The sequence below is a fragment of the Xanthobacter sp. 126 genome (genome assembly GCF_000526175.1).
GTDB classification, from domain to species: Bacteria; Pseudomonadota; Alphaproteobacteria; order Rhizobiales; family Xanthobacteraceae; genus Xanthobacter; species Xanthobacter aminoxidans.
In genome coordinates, this window is the sequence record NZ_JAFO01000001.1 from 3,886,378 (window position 1) to 3,902,788 (window position 16,411).

Consider the following 16,411-nt stretch of genomic DNA (forward strand, 5'->3'; position numbering starts at 1 on the left):
CCTTGCCGCGCCCGCGCACGACGCGGGCCGGCTCCCCTGCGAGGATCTCATGAGCCCATTGCCTTTCTTCGTCTCCGGAAAGCCCGTCACGGGCACCGGCCCCACCTTCGTCTCCCGCAACCCGGCGACCGGCGAGGTGAACTACGAACTCTCCGCCGCCTCCGCCGCCGATGTGGACGCCGCCGTCGCCTCGGCGCAGCAGGCCGTGCGGTCCGCCGCGTGGCGCAACATGCGGCCCCACGAACGCGCCCGCATCATCGCCCGCATCGCTGATGGCATGGCCGCCAATGCCGATGAGCTTGCCGCCATCCAGATGCGCGAGAACGGCAAGGTCATCGCCGAGTGCCGCACCCAGGTGGCGAGCGCCATCGCCACCTTCCGCTACTTCGCGGCGGTCTGCGAGACGCTCGGCTCCGAGGTGACGCCGGCGCGCGGCGACTACCTGTCCATGACGGTCTATGAGCCCATGGGCGTCATCGCCGCCATCACCCCCTGGAATTCGCCGCTCACCATGGAGGCCCAGAAGGTGGCCCCGGCGCTCGCCGCCGGCAACGCCATCATCGTGAAGCCGTCCGAGGTGACGCCCACCGCCGCCATTCTCGTCGCCCGCATCGCCGCGGAAGCGGGCCTACCCCCCGGCATCCTCAATGTGGTGACCGGCCTCGGTGGCGATACCGGCGTCGCGCTGGTGCAGCATCCGGGCGTGCGCATGGTGTCGTTCACCGGCGGCACCGGCACCGGGCGCGCCATCGGCCGCATCTGCGCCGACCGGCTCATTCCCGCAGCGCTGGAACTCGGCGGCAAGTCGCCGAACATCGTGTTCGAGGACGCCGATCTCGACGCGGCGTTGGCCGGCGTCATGGGGGGCATCTTCGAGGGCTCCGGCCAGTCCTGCGTCGCCGGCTCGCGCCTGTTCGTGCAGAAGTCCGTCTACAACGCCTTCGTGGATCGCCTGAAGGCGAAGACCGAAGCGCTGGCGGTGGGAATGCCGACAGAGCCGGCCTCGAAGATGGGGCCCCTCGCCTCCTTCCCCCACCGCGACCGGGTGGAAGGCATGGTGGACATCGCCCGCAAGGAGGGCGGCGACATCATCGCCGGCGGCCGCCGTCCCGACGCGGCTGCGCTCGCCAACGGCGCCTTCTATCTGCCCACCCTCATCGTCGGGCTGACCAATGGGGCGCGGGTGGCACAGGAAGAGATCTTCGGCCCCGTGCTGGTGATCCTGCCCTTCTCCGACGAGGCGGACCTCGTCGCCCAGGCCAACGACAGCGTCTACGGCCTCGCCTGCGGCATCTGGACGGCCAACTACCGCCGCGCCTGGCGCATCGCGCGGGCCATCGAGGCCGGTACCGTCTGGATCAACACCTACAAGCAGCTCTCCGTGGCGACGCCGTTCGGCGGCTTCAAGGAAAGTGGCATCGGCCGGGAGAAGGGCATTTCCGGCGTCCGCCTCTACCAGCAGGCGAAGGGCATCTATTGGGACATGGGCAAGCTGGTGCCCGAGGAAGGCATGGGACAATGAGCGGCAGCGTCGGTTTCATCGGGCTCGGCGTCATGGGCGAGCCCATGTGCCGCAACCTCGCACAGAAGAGCGGGCGGCCGGTCATCGGCTTCGACCGGGCGGACGCGCCGCTGGAGCGGCTCGCCGCTTTCGGGGTGACCCGCGCGGCCAGCCTCTCCGCGCTGTCCGAGGCGTGCGACGTGATCTTCATGGCCCTCCCGAGCGGCGCCCATGTGGAGGCTGTGACCCTCGGCGCGGACGGCCTTCTCGCCCATGCCCGTCCGGGGCAGGTGATCGTGGACCTCGGCACCTCGCCAGTGGAGCTGACGCGGGACATCGCGGCGAAGTTCGTCGCGGCCGGCGCGCACTATGCGGATGCGCCCATCGCGCGCACCCGTCAGGCGGCCGAGGAAGGCACGCTCTCCATCATGGTCGGCGCGGACCAGCCGACCTTCGACGTCGTCCGCCCGCTGCTCGCCACCTTCGCCAGCGACATCACCCATTGCGGGCCGATCGGAGCGGGGCAGATCGTCAAGATCCTGAACAACATGGTGCTGGTGGAGACGGTGGTGGCGCTGAGCGAGGCGATGGCCACGGCCACGCGCGCCGGGGTCGACGGCAAGCTGCTGTTCGAAACCCTGATGAAGGGATCGGCCGACAGCTTCGCCCTGCGCAACCATGGCATGAAGGCGGTGGTGGCGGAGACCTTCCCGGAGCGCGCCTTCTCCACCACCTATGCCCGCAAGGACATCGGCTACGCGCTGTCCCTCGCCCAGTCCGTGGGACTGCGGCTGCAAGGCGCTGAACTCGCCGACCAGTTGCTGGAAAAGACGCAGGCCGAAGGATTCGGCGATCTCTATTGGCCGGTGGTCAGCCGCATCGTCGCCAAATCGAACTGAGGCCCGAGCCGGGGCCGAGACCAGACCGCTCCCCTGCGGGCCGTCTCGCACCGCACGAAGCGTTCCAATTGCCGGCCGCTTCTGCGATCATCCATCGCCCGTTCGGCTCAGGCTGGCGGGCGTACTGGAGATGCGTGTGTCCGAGTCCAAGACCCTCAGTGCGCCTGACGGCGGCGGCGTCGCCGCCGTGGAGCGGGCGCTCACCATCGTCGGCGCGCTGGAGCGCGCGAACGGTCCCGTCAGCCTGGCGGATCTCTCCCGCCTGACGGGGTTCTACAAAAGCACCATCCTCCGCCTCATGGCCTCGCTGGAAGGCAACGGCTACGTCACGCGCCTGCGCGATGGCGGGTATGACCTCGGGCCGGCCGCCTTCCGCCTCGGCATCGCTTATGAGCGGCGCAACGGGCTGCGCGGCCATGTGATGCCGGTCTTGCAGGATCTGGTGGAGCGCGGGACCGAAAGCTCGTCCTTCCATGTCCGGCAGGATGCCGGCCACCGCCTGTGCCTGTTCCGGGTGGATTCGCGCCATGCGACCCTCGACAGGGTGGCGGCGGGCGATGTCTATCCCATACGGGTCGGCGCCGGCGGGCATGTCCTGCTGGCCTTCGACGGTGAAGCGGGGCCGCGCTACGACGCGATCCGCACCGAAGGCTTGGCGGTGTCCCTGGGCGAACGCGATCCCGCCTGCGCGGCGGTTGCCGCGCCCGTATTCGGCCCCGCAGGGCTGTTCGGCACGCTCTCCTTGTCAGGCCCACGCGAGCGTTTTTCGCCGGAGCAGGTCGCCATCATGCGCGCCGAGCTTCTGCCGCAGGCGGAGCGGCTGACACGCACGCTCGGCGGCGCCTGGCCCCATTTCCAGCGTCCCACCGGAAAGGTCGAGCGCGGCGCCGCCTGAGGGACGGCGACACCGCGCCCGACACCCGCATCCCGGCCCGCGCCGAACGCGAACCGGGACAGGGAGACCTACTTGAGCGAAGCGCCGGAGGCCTTCACCGCGGCGGCCCACTTGCCGCTCTCCTCCCGCATGAAGGTCGCGAATTCGGCCGGCGTGCTGTTGACCACGTCGCCGCCGAGCTGCTCGATGCGGCGGCGCATGTCCGGCTCCGCGACGATCTTCGACACGTCGGCGTAGATCTTCTCCACCAGCTCCGGCTTAATCTTCGCTGGCGCCAGCAGGCCGAACCAGGTGGCGGCCTCGAAGTCCTTGACGCCGGCCTCGGCGAAGGTCGGCACCTGCGGCAGCGCGCCGAGGCGGCGGTTGTGGGCCACGGCAATCGCCTTCACCTTGCCGCTCTCGATGAGCGGAATGACCGCCGTCGCGGTCGCGAGCATCATCTGCACCTGCCCGCCCATGAGATCGGTGAGGGCCGGTGCGTCGCCCTTGTAGGGCACGTGGGTGATGCCGCTCTTGGTCGCGATCTTGAACAGCTCGCCGGAGAGATGCTGCGCGGTGCCGATGCCCGGGGAGGCGTAGTTCACCTTGTCCCCCTCCTTGGCCAGCCAGGCGAGGAACTCGGCCATGTTGGAAGCCGGCACCTGCGGGCTGACAACCAGAACCAGCGGCACCTTGGTGATGAGGGTGATGGGCGCGAAGTCCTTCAGCGCGTCGAAGGTCAGGCCGGGATAGAGGTGCCCCGAAATCGTGTGGGCGGAGGTCGTCATGTACAGCAGGTAGCCGTCCCCCGGCGCCTGCGCCACCGTCCGGGCGGCGATGGTGGTGCCGGCGCCCGCGCGATTGTCCACCACGACCGCCTGGCCCCAAGCCCCGGTGAGCTTTTCAGCCACGGCACGGGCCACGACGTCAGTGGCGCCGCCGGCGGCATAGGGCACGATCATCGTCACCGGCCGCGCCGGGTAAGTCTCCGCCGATGCGGGACCGGCGAGGGCGATGCAACTCGCGAGGCAGCCGGCTACGGCAGCCATCATGCTTTGGAACGACATGTTTCCTCCTGAGCCGCTCTGCGCGGCCTTTTTGTTCTGTTAGACAGAATAACTATTCTTTTTTATAACCGTCGCGAATTCGGACCGGCACGTCAAGGGGTCGCTTGACGCGGACGGGAAACGCGCGCAGAAATCTGCGCACGACTGTATACAATAGAATGCAGCCATGAGCGGGCGTATGGCGAGACGGGTGGAGGAGCGGATGACGCGAGAGGAAGCCGAGGCGCAGACGGCAGCTGAAGCCTCCGCCGTGCTGGGCCGGCGCTGGGATGTGCTGGTGGTGGGCGGGGGCAACGCGGCCCTCTGCGCCGCCATCGCCGCGCGGCGGGACGGCGCGTCGGTTCTGGTGCTGGAGATGGCCCCGCGCTTCTATCGCGGCGGCAACACGCGCCACACCCGCAACATGCGCTGCGCCCACGACACCGCCACCGACACCCTGACCGGCCCCTACACCGAGGATGAGTTCTGGGACGACCTGAAGCGCGTCACCCAGGGCCATACGGACGAGGAACTGGCCCGCTTCATGATCGCCCAGTCCAAGGACATGCTGGGCTGGATCACCGAGCAGGGTGTGCGGTTCCAGCCCTCCCTCGGCGGTACGCTGAGCCTCGGGCGCACCAATTCCTTCTTCCTCGGCGGCGGCCGCTCCATGCTGAATGCCCTCTACCAGACCGCCGAGCGGCTGGGGGTTGAGGTGCTGTACGACGCCGAGGTGGTGGACCTCGACATCGCCGATGGCTTCTTCCTCGGCGCCCAGGTGAAGCATGGCGGGCAGCGCCACATGGTGCGCGCGGGGGCTCTGGTGGCGGCCGCCGGCGGGTTCGAGGCCAATATCGACTGGCTGAAGGAATATTGGGGGCCGCCGGCGGAGAACTTCCTCATCCGCGGCACGCCCTACAACCGCGGCACCATGCTGCGGATGCTGCTGGACAAGGGCGTGAAGCCGGTGGGCGATCCCACCCAGTGCCACGCGGTGGCCATCGATGCGCGCGCCCCCAAGTTCGACGGCGGCATCATCACCCGGCTCGACTGCGTGGTGTTCGGCATCGTGATGAACAACAAGGCCGAGCGCTTCTACGACGAGGGCGAGGACTTCTGGCCCAAGCGCTACGCCATCTGGGGCCGGCTCGTGGCCCAGCAGCCGGACCAGATCGCCTACATCGTGTTCGACGCCAAGTCGCTCACCTCCTTCATGCCCTCGCTTTACCCGCCCATCAGCGCGGCGACGCCGGTGGAACTGGCGGGCAAGCTCGGGCTCGACCCGCAGGCCTTCGCGGCCACCGTCGCGAACTTCAATGCGTCCATCGTGCCCGGCGGCAGCTTCGACCACACTGTGCTGGACGACTGCCGCACGGAAGGCCTTACCCCGCCCAAGACCCACTGGGCGCGGCCCATCGATACCGCGCCGTTCTATGCCTATCCGGTGCGCCCCGGCATCACCTTCACCTATCTCGGCGTGCGCGTGGACCGCGAGGCGCGGATGCAGATGGCGGACGGCTCAGCGGCGGCCAACATGTTCGCCGCGGGCGAGATCATGGCCGGTAACGTGCTCGGCCGCGGCTATGCGGCGGGCATCGGCATGACCATCGGCAGTGTGTTCGGCCGCTGCGCCGGCACCGGGGCGGCCCGCAGTGTGCGCAACTAGCCGGACCGCCTCAGTCGAGCTGCAACAGCGACAGCCGCGCCTCCTGCGCGCGCTGGATGTGCAGCCGCGCCGCACGCTCGGCCGCGTCCGGATCACGGGCGGCGATGGCGGCGACGATGGCGGCATGTTCGCTCACCGCCAGCGGCCCGCGCTCGGCGAGCTGGAAGGTGGTGCCCGGCAGCAGGGCCAGGGCATCGCTCAGCTCGTCCAGCATCCGCACGAGGTAGCGGTTGTGGGCGGCGTCCACGATCGCCGAATGGAAGCGGCGGTTCAGTTCCGCCAGCCGGCTCGCATCACCGAACGCCGTCTCGAAGGCGGACGAGAGGCGATCGAGCATGGCGATTTCGCTCGGTGCGGCGTGCTGGGCGGCGAAGCGGGCGGCCGAGCCCTCCAGAACCTCGCGCATGGCGTAGAGTTCGAGCGTCTGGGGACGGGAGATGGTGGCCACCACGAGCCCGGCCGGCGTCGCCTCGATCAGCCCGCGCGCGGTGAGCCGCGCCAGCGCCTCGCGTACCGGCGTGCGGCTGACGCCCAGCGCCCGCGCCACCTGCTCCTCGCGCACGCGCTCGCCGCGCCTGAGGGCACCGGCCCGGATATCCTCCTTCAGGCGCTCGTAGACGCGCTGTGCGCGGGAGAGGCCATCGTCTCCTCCAGCCGTCGCGTCCGCCATTGCGCTCCTCCCCGCTTTCCGGCGCGCTCCACGCGCTGGTCCCTCAAGGGAGTACGGCTGTGCGCAGCTGTATGCAAGACAACTCACACAACAAGGAAGAATTCCAGATGAACGCGCACAGCTCGCCGCTGGAAGAAGCGGCCCGGCTCATGACGGTCTGCAATTCGTGCCGCTATTGCGAGGGCCTGTGCGCCGTGTTTCCGGCCATGGAGATGCGTCGCGCGTTCTCGGCCGGGGATCTCAACTACCTGTCCAACCTCTGCCACTCCTGCGGCGCGTGCTATTTTGACTGCCAGTTCTCGCCGCCGCACGAGTTCAATGTGAACGTGCCGCGCACGCTCGCCGAGGTGCGCAACGATTCCTACGCCCACTATGCCTGGCCGCGCCCGCTGGCCGGCCTGTTCCGGCGCAACGGACTCGTCATCGCCCTCATCACGGCTGCATCGGTGGCCGCCTTCCTCGGCGGCTTCATGGCCTTCAATGACCCGACCGTGATGTTCGGCGCCCATGCGGGGCCGGGGGCCTTCTTCCGCCTCATGCCGCACAATGCCATGGTGGCGCTGTTCGGCGGCGTGTTCATCTATGCCCTTCTGGCCCTGTTCATGGGGCTGCGCGCCTTCTGGCGGGACATGGAGAACGGCAAGCCCCTGCCGCCCGATGCGCCGTCCCTCTGGCAGGCCATGAAGGACGCGGGCCAGCTGCGCTATCTCGATGGCGGCGGCGTCGGCTGCATGAATGCGGACGAGAAGCCCACCGACAACCGCCGGCTGTTCCACCATTTCACCTTCTACGGCTTCGCTTTGTGCTTCGCCGCGACCTCGGTGGCGACGCTCTATCACTACCTGCTCGGCCGCATGTCGCCCTACCCGTGGTGGGATCTGCCGGTGGTGCTCGGCACCCTCGGCGGCATCGGCCTCGTGATCGGACCGGCCGGCCTGTTCATGGCGAAGAAGGCGCGCGATCCCATGATGATGGACGACACGCGCCGGGGCATGGACGCGGCCTTCCTCGCCATGCTCTTCGGCACCGCGCTCACCGGCCTTGCGCTTCTTGTCGTGCGTGCGACGCCGGCCATGGGAACCATGCTAGCCATTCACCTCGGCTTCGTGTTCGGCTTCTTCCTGACCATGCCCTACGGTAAGTTCGTCCACGGCCTCTACCGCTTCGCCGCGCTGGTGCGCTACGCCAAGGAGCGGCAGCAGGAAGCCCACGCCACGGGGGAGTGAAGCGGCTCGGCGGCGGGGGCGCACGCCCTCCCCCGCCCCACTGGATGCGAAGCATGTGATCGACGTTGCGGTGGCAGACCTTGGCGCACCTCATCGCCGATCGGGGCAGCCTCGGTGAAGTCGCACGCGCCCACTATCCATCGCGAAACTGTGGCGCGCGCTTCTCCACGAAGGCGGCCATGCCCTCCTTCTGATCCTGCGTCGCGAACAGGGCGTGGAAGGTCCGGCGCTCGAACAGGAGCCCCTCGGCCAGCGAGGTCTCGAAGGCACGGTTGACGGCCTCCTTGATCGCCATGGTGCTGATGCGGGATTTGGTGGCGATCCCCTCCGCCACGGCCTGTGCTTCGGCGAGCAGCACCGATGCCGGAACGACGCGTGAAACAAGGCCAAGACGCTCCGCCTCCGCAGCGTCCATCATCCGTCCGGTGAGACAGAGATCCATGGTCTTGGCCTTGCCGATGGCGCGCGCGAGGCGCTGGGTGCCGCCCGCGCCGGGCATCACGCCGATCTTCACCTCCGGCAGGGCGAACCGCGCCGTTTCGGCCGCGATGACGATGTCGCACATCATCATGATCTCGCAGCCCCCGCCGAGGGCATAGCCGGCCACAGCGGCGACCAGAGGCTTGCGCAGGTGCGCGATCGCATCCCAGGAGGCGAGAAAGTCCTCGAGGAAGGTCTCGGGATAGCTGCGCCCCGCCGCCTCCTTGATATCCGCTCCGGCGGCGAAGGCGCGGTCCGAGCCGGTGAGGACCACGCAGCCGATGTCGGGATCGGCGCCGAACCTGGCGAGGGCCTGCGCAATCTCGCCCACCATCGCCGCGTTCAGGGCATTGAGCGCCTCCGGCCGGTCCAGCGTGATCCAGCCCACCCGGCCGGCGACACGGGTCTGAATGAAGTCGTATCCCATCGGTTTTTTCCATCACTTGCGCTCCGCCCCGATCTGCGCGCGGAAGTCTCGCCAGGTGTCGGGGAAGCGCTCGGAGAAGCTGGCGGCCACCGGCGAGACGGCCTCCCGCCAGGGCTTGAGATCGGCCACAGTGACGACGGCGGCGCCTTTGGCGGCCATGTCCTTGAGGATCGCCGCGTCGTCTGCCTCCATGCGCCCCCAGCCTTCGGTGATGTTGGCGCGGGCGGCCGCGAGCAGCGCGTCGCGATCGGCGGTGGAGAGACGATCGAGCGCGTCCTTCCGCGCCACCAGCACATAGGTGATCATCATCAGCCCTGGCGCGTGGCTGGCCTTGGGGGCGGCCATGCCAAGCTGCGAGGTCCAGGCACCGGGCGAGGTGAAGACCCCGTCGAGGGCGCCGCGCTCGAACGCGGGCTTCATCTCGGGGATGGGCAGCACCACCGGCTCCGCCGAGAGGCGGCGCATGATGTCCTCGTAGGTGCCGGCCCCGGCCACGCGGATCCTCAGTCCCTTGAGGTCCGCCAGGGTCGCGACGCGCTTGTCGCGGAAGACGAAGAGCTGGTCCGCGCCGCGCATCAGGCCGATCACCCGCAGGTCCTGCTTCTGGGCGAGCGTATCGAGGAGGTCCACCACCCCACGGCGCGCCGCCGGCTGGGTCATGGCGGTGTCGTCGAGCGCGAAGGGCAGATTGACGAAGCCGAAGCGCGGATCGAGGCGCTCCAGATTGGCCGCATTGACGAAGGTGAGTTCCGCCTTTCCGGCCTTCAACGCCTCGATGGAGGCGAACCCCGGATAGATGGTGCCGCCGGGATTGGCGGCGATCGTCAGCCGCCCCGAGGTCGTCCGAGCCACCTCCTCCGCCATGGCCGTGAAGTAGGGCACGCGCGGATGATTGGTCGGGATGTCGAACACGAGCCTCAGCTCGTCCGCCGTGGCGACGGCGGGAAGCGCGGCGAGGGGGGCGAGCGTCATCATCGCCGCCCCGAGAAGGCGGCCGACAGTCTTGGTCATGGGCGTGTTCCTCCGGTGTTGCGCGCGTTGGTGCGCGTCGTTCATCCGCTGGGCGGATTTCAGTAGGGCAGCGGCCAGCGACGCAGGCGATCCTTCGCCTTCACGGCGAGGCGGGCGAGGCCGCTCGGCTCGATGATGAGGAAGGCGACGATGAGCGCTCCGAAGATCATCAGCTCCAGATTGGCCAGAACGTCCGGCTTCAGGGCCTCGCCGAACAGGGTCGCTGCATTGGCGATGGCCACCGGCAGGAGCACGATGAAGGCCGCCCCGAGGAAGGAGCCGAGGATGGAGCCGAGGCCGCCGATGATGACCATGAACAGGATCTGGAACGAGCGATGCAGCGAGAAGGCCTCGATCTCCACGTTCCCGAGATAGAGGAACGCCCAGAGCGCGCCGGCCACCCCGCAATAGAAGCCGGAGACCGCGAAGGCGGTGAGCTTGGCCCGGGTGGTGTCGACCCCCGTCAGTTCCGCCGCCGTCTCGTGGTCGCGCACCGCCATCAGGGCGCGGCCGGCGGAGGAGCGGATGAGGTTCTTCGCCACGAAAGCCAGGGCGACGACCGTCCCGAAGGCGACGAGGTAGCGGGACGGCACGGACGAGAAGCCGAAGCCGAATAAAAAGAGCGTCGGGGTGGAGACGACGCCGGAGGGGGTGTTCAGCACCAGCCACGGAATGTGGGTGCAGATCCATTCGATGAAGAACTGGGCGGCGAGCGTCGCCACCGCCACGTAGAAGCCGCGGATGCGCAGGCTCAAGAGGCCGAAGGCGAGCCCCACCGCGCCCGCAACCATACCCGCCAGCACGAAGGAGACCGGGAACGGCAGCCACGGCAGGCGGATGACGAGATTCACCGCCGCATAGGCTCCCACCGCCATGAAGGCGCCCGAGCCCAGCGAGAGCTGGCCCGCATAGCCGGTGAGAATGTTGAGCCCGATCGCCGCGAGCGACAGGATGAGGCATGGCAGGAGGATGGAGCCGAGCCAGTACGGCCCGGCCACGAACGGCACTACGAGCGCGCCCACGGCCACGAGGGCCATCACCGCCCAGCGGTCGAGGGCCACGGGGAAGATGGCCTGCTCCTCGCCATAGGACGTCTTCAGCGCACCGGCGTCACGGTGGAACATGGGTCAGACCCTCGCGATGCGCGTCGCGCCGAACAGGCCGGCGGGCCGGATGAGCAGAACGGCGATGGCGAGTGCGTACGGAAACCAGTTCTCGATGCCGCCGCCGACGAAGGGGCCGAGATAGATCTCGGCGAGCTTCTCGCTGACCCCGATCACGAGCCCCGCCACGATGGCGCCGGCAATGGAGTTGAACCCGCCGAGGATCATCACCGGCAGCGCCTTGAGCGCCACCAGCGTCAGCGCGAACTGCACGCCAAGCCGCGCGCCCCAGACGAGGCCCGCGACGAGCGCGATGAAGCCCGCGGCGCCCCACACCACGGCCCAGATGAAGCCGAGCGGCACGCCCGCAACCTGCGCCGCCTGGGTGTCGTCGGCCACCGCCCGCAGCGCGCGCCCGACCTTGGTGTAGGAGAAGAAGGCGGACAGCACCGCCACCAGCACCGCGGCCATGAGCGCCGCGGAGAGGTCGAACTGCGAGATGAGGATGCCGCCGATCTCGATGGGCTCGTCCGAGATGCCGAGGTCGAGCCCGCGCACCTTGGTGCCCCAGATCAACTGGGCGAAGCCCTCCAGAAAGATGGAGAGGCCGATGGTGGCCATGAACAGGATCATGTGGTCCTGCCCGACGAGGGGGCGCAGCACCGTGCGCTCGATGGCCACCGCCAGCACCAGCATGGCGGCGAGCGCGAGGAGGAAGGCGGCCCACATGGGCAGGCCGAACTCCAGGAAGCCGACGAAGGTGAGCGCGGCGAACAGCACCATGGCGCCCTGGGCGAAGTTGAACACGCCCGAGGCCTTGAAGATGAGCACGAAGCCCAACGCCACCAGCGTGTACATCACGCCGGACAGGAGACCGCCCACCACCACTTCGAGAAAGAAGGAAAAGTCGCCCATGGTGTTCTCCCTCAGACGGCTTCGCCGAGTGCGGCGGAGCCGAGATAGGCAGCGATGACTTGGGGATCGGCACGAACCACGTCGGGCGTGCCATCGGCGATCTTGCGGCCGTAATTGAGGACCGCGACGCGATCGGACAGGCCCATCACCACGCCGATGTCGTGCTCGATGATGAGGATGGTGGTGCCGAAGCTCTCGTTGATCCGGCGGATGAAGCCGCACATGTCGCGCTTCTCCTCGTGGGTCATGCCGGCCATGGGCTCGTCCAGCAGCAGGAGCCTCGGCTCGGTGGCGAGCGCGCGGGCCAGTTCCACCCGCTTCTGGATGCCGTAGGGCAGGCTGGCGACCGGCGCCTTGCGCAGATGCTCCAGCTCCAGGAAGGAGAGGATGCGCTCCGCAGCCTCCCGCTCGCGCCGCTCTTCCGCCGAGGTGGAAGGCAGGCGCAGGAGCTTGCCGAGCAGCAAGCCGTCGAAACGCGCGGCGCGGCCCACCAGAACGTTGTCGATCACGTTCATGCCCTTGAACAGGGAGACGTGCTGGAACGTGCGGCCGATGCCCGAGCGTGCGGCAAAGGCCGGGCGCATGCGGGCGCGTGCCTTGCCGGCGAAGGTGATGGTTCCCGAGCGCGGGTGGTAGACGCCGTTGATGACGTTGAGCAACGAGGTCTTCCCCGCCCCGTTCGGCCCGATGATGGAGAGGATTTCCCCTTCATGGATGGCGAGGGATACGTCGGTGAGCGCCTTCACCCCGCCGAAAGCGACGGCGACGCCGCTGACCTGCATCAACACGGGTCCGCGCGAGCGGGCTGCGCGCTCGGTCGGCCGTGCCTGCGCCTCGCGGCCGGCCGGGGCGAACGGAGCGTCGCGCACCTCGCCCTCCAGCGTCAGCTCCTGCGGACCGAAGCCATCGGCGGCGAGGTCGAAGGTCCGAATGGCAAGGGACGTTCCGGGGAACTCCCCGGCCAGCCGTGCATTCACCCGCTCCACCGCCGCCGATGCATGGCTCTGGGCCGTCGCGGCGTCCTCCGCGTCCGCGGCGGACGGCGCGAGCGCGATCCGGGCACTGAGGCCGTCGGGGACGCGCGTGACGCGGGCACGATCAATGACGGCCTCGCCCCGGAGCACGGCTTCGACAGACCTGAGCGGATGGGTGTCGTCGGCCGGCGCGACGGCGCCGGATCGGAGGCTGCCGTCATCGGCGAGGGCAAGATCCCCGTCGAGCGGCACCCCATAGGCCGCGAGGCGGCGGGCGGTGGTGGGGTCCAGGATGCCGGAGGTGACGAAGGCCAGACGGCAGGCACCGAGGCCGAGGGTGTTGCGCAGCGGCGCTCCGAAGGCGAGACCGGTGCCCGGCAGACCCCTCTCATTCGCCCGCGCGAGGGCGCGCACCAGCGGGCCGCCCGCGGAAAGGCGAACGCCGGCGTCCCTCGCCAGAAGCTCGAACACGCGCGCCGGCGCGGCCAGCACGGTGGGGGCCACCTCCCTCAGATCATTGGGGAAACTCGCCGGCCCCTCCACGCAATGGACAGAGCAGCCCGAGAGAAGCGGTTGCACCAGGCTGCCAGCGGCGTCGGCAATGCCCGAGACGGGCAGAAACGCCATGAGCCGGTCAGCGGGAGACACCAGCAGCCGGGACATAGCCGCCGCGCCGGCGTCGAGGAGACGCCGGTGGGTAAGCGCCACCGGGCGGGGCGGTCCGTCCACACCGGCGGTGTGGAGAATGAGAGCGGTTCGGTTCCCGTCGACCGTGGCGGCCCGCCAGGCGTACCAGGCCACGGCCTCGTCCTGCGCGGCCTCCGGCGATGGCGCGCATTCGTCGAGACGCAGCACGATGGCGGGCGAGCGGCTGGCCGTCCGCCACGCGCGCTCGGCATCCTCATTCTCGCAAAGGACGAGCGCGGGATCGGCCGCCGGCGCGCCGAAGCGGCGCAGGAATTCCGGGTCCACCGGCATCACCGCGGCGCCGAGGCCTTGGGCGGCCAATGCGGCGGCATAAAGCTCCGGCCGGTTCTCGCCCACGATCACCAGCAGGCCTTCGCCGGCGAGGCCGGCGCCATCCAGCAGCCGTGCCATGGCGGCGGTGCGGGCGAGATAATCGGCGAACGTCCAGCTGCGCCAGATGCCGCCGACCTTATGGCGCAAGGCCGGGCGCGCGGCATGGCGCCGGGCGGCGGCGATCAGGGCGCCGGGCAGCGTGTCCGCGGCGCAAGGATCGGCCCGTTCCGCGGCACCGGAGGCATGGTCGAAGGCGCGGTTCATGGCAGGAGGAATCCCTTCGTCCATGGAGGATCAGGAGAGCCAGCGCGGGCGACGGCGGGCGGCAAGGCTCGCCCCGTCCGCTTCGGCGGAGGCATCGAGCCCGAGATAGGAGGCGCGGATTTCGGGATCGGCGGCGAGCGCGAGCGCCGGCCCCTCGCGCACCACCCGGCCGCCCTCCACGAGATAGCCGTAGGTGGCGTAACGCAGCGCCACGGCGGCGTTCTGCTCGGCGAGGAGGAAAGTCACCCCGGCTTCGGCATTCAGCTGCTGCATGATGGAGAAGATCTCCTCCACCAGCAGCGGCGCGAGGCCCATGGAGGGCTCGTCGAGCAGGATCATGCGCGGCCGGGCCATGAGGGCGCGGCCAATCACACACATCTGCTGCTCGCCGCCGGAGAGGAGGCCGGCCGGCTGATGCCGCCGCTCCTTCAGGCGGGGAAAGGTGGTGTAGACGCGTTCGAGACTCTCGGCGACCGCGCCGTCGCTGCGGGAGTAGGCGCCGACCTTCAGATTGTCCTCGACCGACAGGTTGGAGAAGGCATGGCGGCCCTCCATCACCAGGGAAAGGCCTCGGCGGGCGAGGTCGGACGGGTCGAGCCCGTCGATACGCGCGCCATCATAGTGGATGGCGCCCTTCGTCACCTCGCCGCGCTCGGAACGCAGGAGGTTGGCGATAGCCTTCATGGTGGTGGTCTTGCCCGCCCCGTTGGCGCCCAGCAGGGCGACGATGCCGCCCCGGGGAACGCTGAGCGTGAGGCCACGCAGCACGAGGGCCAGACGGGAATACATCACTTCGATGCCGGCGACGGACAGCAAGGGGCCTTGCGCGCTCATGACGTGCTTCTCCCAAGGGGTGGCTCCGGCGCCGGGGGCAGAACGCCCCGGCGCGCAGCAGGTCACGGATCAGGGCTGAAAGGGGCCTCCGAGGTCAGTTCGTCTCGCCGGCGCAGTCGCGGGGCGTGATGCCCTTTTCCTTGGCGAACTGGGCGGCGGACGCCTCGATGAGCGGCCGGACCATGGACTGATCGGACTTGATCCAGTCGGAGATCATCACCCACTTGGCGCCATCCCATTGCTGGAAGCGGATGGCACCGTCGCCCTCGTGGTCGGCGCAGGTGACCTTGATTTCCGGCATCAGGCCCTCGAGGCCGAGCTGCTTGATGCGCTCGCTGGTCATCACCAGATGCTCGAGCCCCCAGCGCACCTCGTCACCGGTGAGGGGACGGTTGCCGAACTTCTTCATGGCGGTGCGCATGGCTTCCGTCACCGCCACGCCGTGAAGCACGCCACGGACATAATAGACGGAGCCGATGCGGTTCTCCTCCACATTGCCCTGCCCCTTGCCGTAAACGTACTTCTTGATGTCCTCGAACACCGGATAGTTAGGTCCGGTGGCGTGGAACTGGGCGGTGATGAAGCCCTTGGCCGCCTCGCCGGCGGGCGTCACGTCCTCCTCCGAGCCCGACCACCACCAGCCGATGATGCGGTCGCGGGCAATCCCGGCACGGGCGGCTTCCTTGATGCCGGTGGGCGTCGCCGCGCCCCAGCCGCGGAACAGCACCCAGTCCGGCCGATACTGGCGCACCTGAAGCCACACGGCGCGCTGGTCCAGCCCCGGCGGGGTGATGGGGAAGGTGGTCACCTCGAAGCCGTAGCGCTTGGCCTGGGCATCGAGGATGACCTGGGTTTCGCGGCCGGCGGCGAAGTCCATCACCACATTGGCGATCTTCTTGCCCTTCAGCTTTTCAAGTCCACCTTCGCGCTCTGCAATATAGCGGATGGTGGCGGTGTTCTCGCTCCAGTAATTGGAGATGAGCGGGAAGAAATAGGGGAAGACCCGGCCATCGGAAGAATCGGTCCGCCCGTAGCCGATGGTGACGGAGGGGATCTTGTCCGCCGTCATGCGGTCGATGAGGGCATAGACGCCACCCGTGCCGGAGGGCGTGAAGGCTGCGGCGCCGGTCGGGCCCTTCGCCTTCTGGCGCTCGTAGCACTCGATCATGCGGTCGGGCTGGTAGCCGGTCTCGCACTCCTCATAGACGAGCTTCACGCCGTTCACGCCACCATCGCGGGCGTTCACCAGCGCCAGATAGTCCGCATAGGCACCGTAGATGCCCGAGCCGCCCGGCGCGTAGGGGCCGGTGCGATAGATGGCGATGGGCACGAACTGCTCCATCACTGCCCCGCCCGTAGTGGCGGGTGCCGCCGTCTGGGCGGCCGCCGGCACGGCGAACCCAAGCGTCGCGACGAAGGCAAGGAGACAGGCCGGCGCGACGGATTTCCGGCGCCGCGAGCTGAAGCATTGAGGCATGGCGTCATCCTCCAGGCCGGAATT

14 protein-coding genes are annotated in these 16,411 nt (G+C 69.0%); 5 read left to right on the forward strand and 9 right to left on the reverse strand.

All coding sequences use genetic code 11. The annotated features are described in order from the left end of the window. The first annotated feature begins 49 nt into the window (after window positions 1-49). The 3 genes from XAN126_RS0118480 to XAN126_RS0118490 all read left to right on the forward strand — a co-directional run bounded on the left by XAN126_RS0118480 (window position 50) and on the right by XAN126_RS0118490 (window position 3,295). Window positions 50-1,522 (forward strand): aldehyde dehydrogenase, encoded by a 1,473-nt coding sequence (locus XAN126_RS0118480; RefSeq protein WP_024280067.1) that lies wholly within the window; start codon window positions 50-52, stop codon window positions 1,520-1,522. Further along, window positions 1,519-2,400, forward strand: a complete 882-nt coding sequence (locus XAN126_RS0118485) for an NAD(P)-dependent oxidoreductase (RefSeq protein ID WP_024280068.1) — start codon at window positions 1,519-1,521, stop codon at window positions 2,398-2,400. The genes XAN126_RS0118480 and XAN126_RS0118485 overlap by 4 nt, the downstream gene beginning before the upstream one ends. A 136-nt stretch (window positions 2,401-2,536) precedes the next feature. Continuing rightward, window positions 2,537-3,295 carry a helix-turn-helix domain-containing protein gene (locus XAN126_RS0118490; RefSeq protein ID WP_245272281.1) on the forward strand — a complete coding sequence of 253 codons (759 nt, stop codon included), beginning with the start codon at window positions 2,537-2,539 and terminating at the stop codon, window positions 3,293-3,295. Window positions 3,296-3,363: 68 nt separating this feature from the next. On the opposite strand, the gene XAN126_RS0118495 is transcribed toward XAN126_RS0118490, so the two are convergent. Beyond that, a complete protein-coding gene (locus XAN126_RS0118495; protein WP_051460633.1) occupies window positions 3,364-4,341 on the reverse strand; it encodes a tripartite tricarboxylate transporter substrate binding protein in 978 nt (325 codons plus the stop codon). A 253-nt stretch (window positions 4,342-4,594) separates the two neighbouring features. Between XAN126_RS0118495 and tcuA the strand changes: the two genes are divergently transcribed. After that, window positions 4,595-5,986 (forward strand): FAD-dependent tricarballylate dehydrogenase TcuA, encoded by a 1,392-nt coding sequence (gene tcuA, locus XAN126_RS0118500; protein WP_024280071.1) that lies wholly within the window; start codon window positions 4,595-4,597, stop codon window positions 5,984-5,986. A gap of 10 nt (window positions 5,987-5,996) precedes the next feature. On the opposite strand, the gene XAN126_RS0118505 is transcribed toward tcuA, so the two are convergent. After that, the gene (locus tag XAN126_RS0118505) at window positions 5,997-6,656 is read right to left on the reverse strand and encodes a GntR family transcriptional regulator (protein ID WP_024280072.1); all 660 of its coding nucleotides are present in this window, start codon (window positions 6,654-6,656) and stop codon (window positions 5,997-5,999) included. A gap of 107 nt (window positions 6,657-6,763) precedes the next feature. Between XAN126_RS0118505 and tcuB the strand changes: the two genes are divergently transcribed. After that, complete coding sequence (gene tcuB, locus XAN126_RS0118510) at window positions 6,764-7,882, forward strand: tricarballylate utilization 4Fe-4S protein TcuB (protein WP_029877386.1); 1,119 nt, start codon at window positions 6,764-6,766, stop codon at window positions 7,880-7,882. A 133-nt stretch (window positions 7,883-8,015) separates the two neighbouring features. Here tcuB and XAN126_RS0118515 read toward each other — a convergent pair whose 3' ends face one another. The 7 genes from XAN126_RS0118515 to XAN126_RS0118545 all read right to left on the reverse strand — a co-directional run bounded on the left by XAN126_RS0118515 (window position 8,016) and on the right by XAN126_RS0118545 (window position 16,387). Next, window positions 8,016-8,789 (reverse strand): enoyl-CoA hydratase, encoded by a 774-nt coding sequence (locus XAN126_RS0118515; protein WP_024280074.1) that lies wholly within the window; start codon window positions 8,787-8,789, stop codon window positions 8,016-8,018. A gap of 12 nt (window positions 8,790-8,801) precedes the next feature. After that, entirely contained in the window at window positions 8,802-9,800 is a 999-nt protein-coding gene (gene dctP / locus XAN126_RS0118520; RefSeq protein WP_024280075.1) for a TRAP transporter substrate-binding protein DctP, read from the reverse strand. A 59-nt stretch (window positions 9,801-9,859) separates the two neighbouring features. Continuing rightward, window positions 9,860-10,924, reverse strand: a complete 1,065-nt coding sequence (locus XAN126_RS0118525; RefSeq protein WP_024280076.1) for a branched-chain amino acid ABC transporter permease — start codon at window positions 10,922-10,924, stop codon at window positions 9,860-9,862. 3 nt (window positions 10,925-10,927) lie between these two features. Further along, window positions 10,928-11,818 carry a branched-chain amino acid ABC transporter permease gene (locus tag XAN126_RS0118530; protein ID WP_024280077.1) on the reverse strand — a complete coding sequence of 297 codons (891 nt, stop codon included), beginning with the start codon at window positions 11,816-11,818 and terminating at the stop codon, window positions 10,928-10,930. An 11-nt stretch (window positions 11,819-11,829) separates the two neighbouring features. Then, on the reverse strand, window positions 11,830-14,076 hold the full coding sequence (locus XAN126_RS29385; RefSeq protein ID WP_024280078.1) for an ATP-binding cassette domain-containing protein: 2,247 nt from the start codon (window positions 14,074-14,076) through the stop codon (window positions 11,830-11,832). Between the two features lie 30 nt (window positions 14,077-14,106). Then, window positions 14,107-14,910 carry an ABC transporter ATP-binding protein gene (locus XAN126_RS0118540; RefSeq protein ID WP_024280079.1) on the reverse strand — a complete coding sequence of 268 codons (804 nt, stop codon included), beginning with the start codon at window positions 14,908-14,910 and terminating at the stop codon, window positions 14,107-14,109. Between the two features lie 94 nt (window positions 14,911-15,004). Next, window positions 15,005-16,387, reverse strand: coding sequence for an ABC transporter substrate-binding protein (locus XAN126_RS0118545; RefSeq protein WP_081762856.1), 1,383 nt, complete (start codon window positions 16,385-16,387; stop codon window positions 15,005-15,007). Window positions 16,388-16,411: the final 24 nt, after the last annotated feature.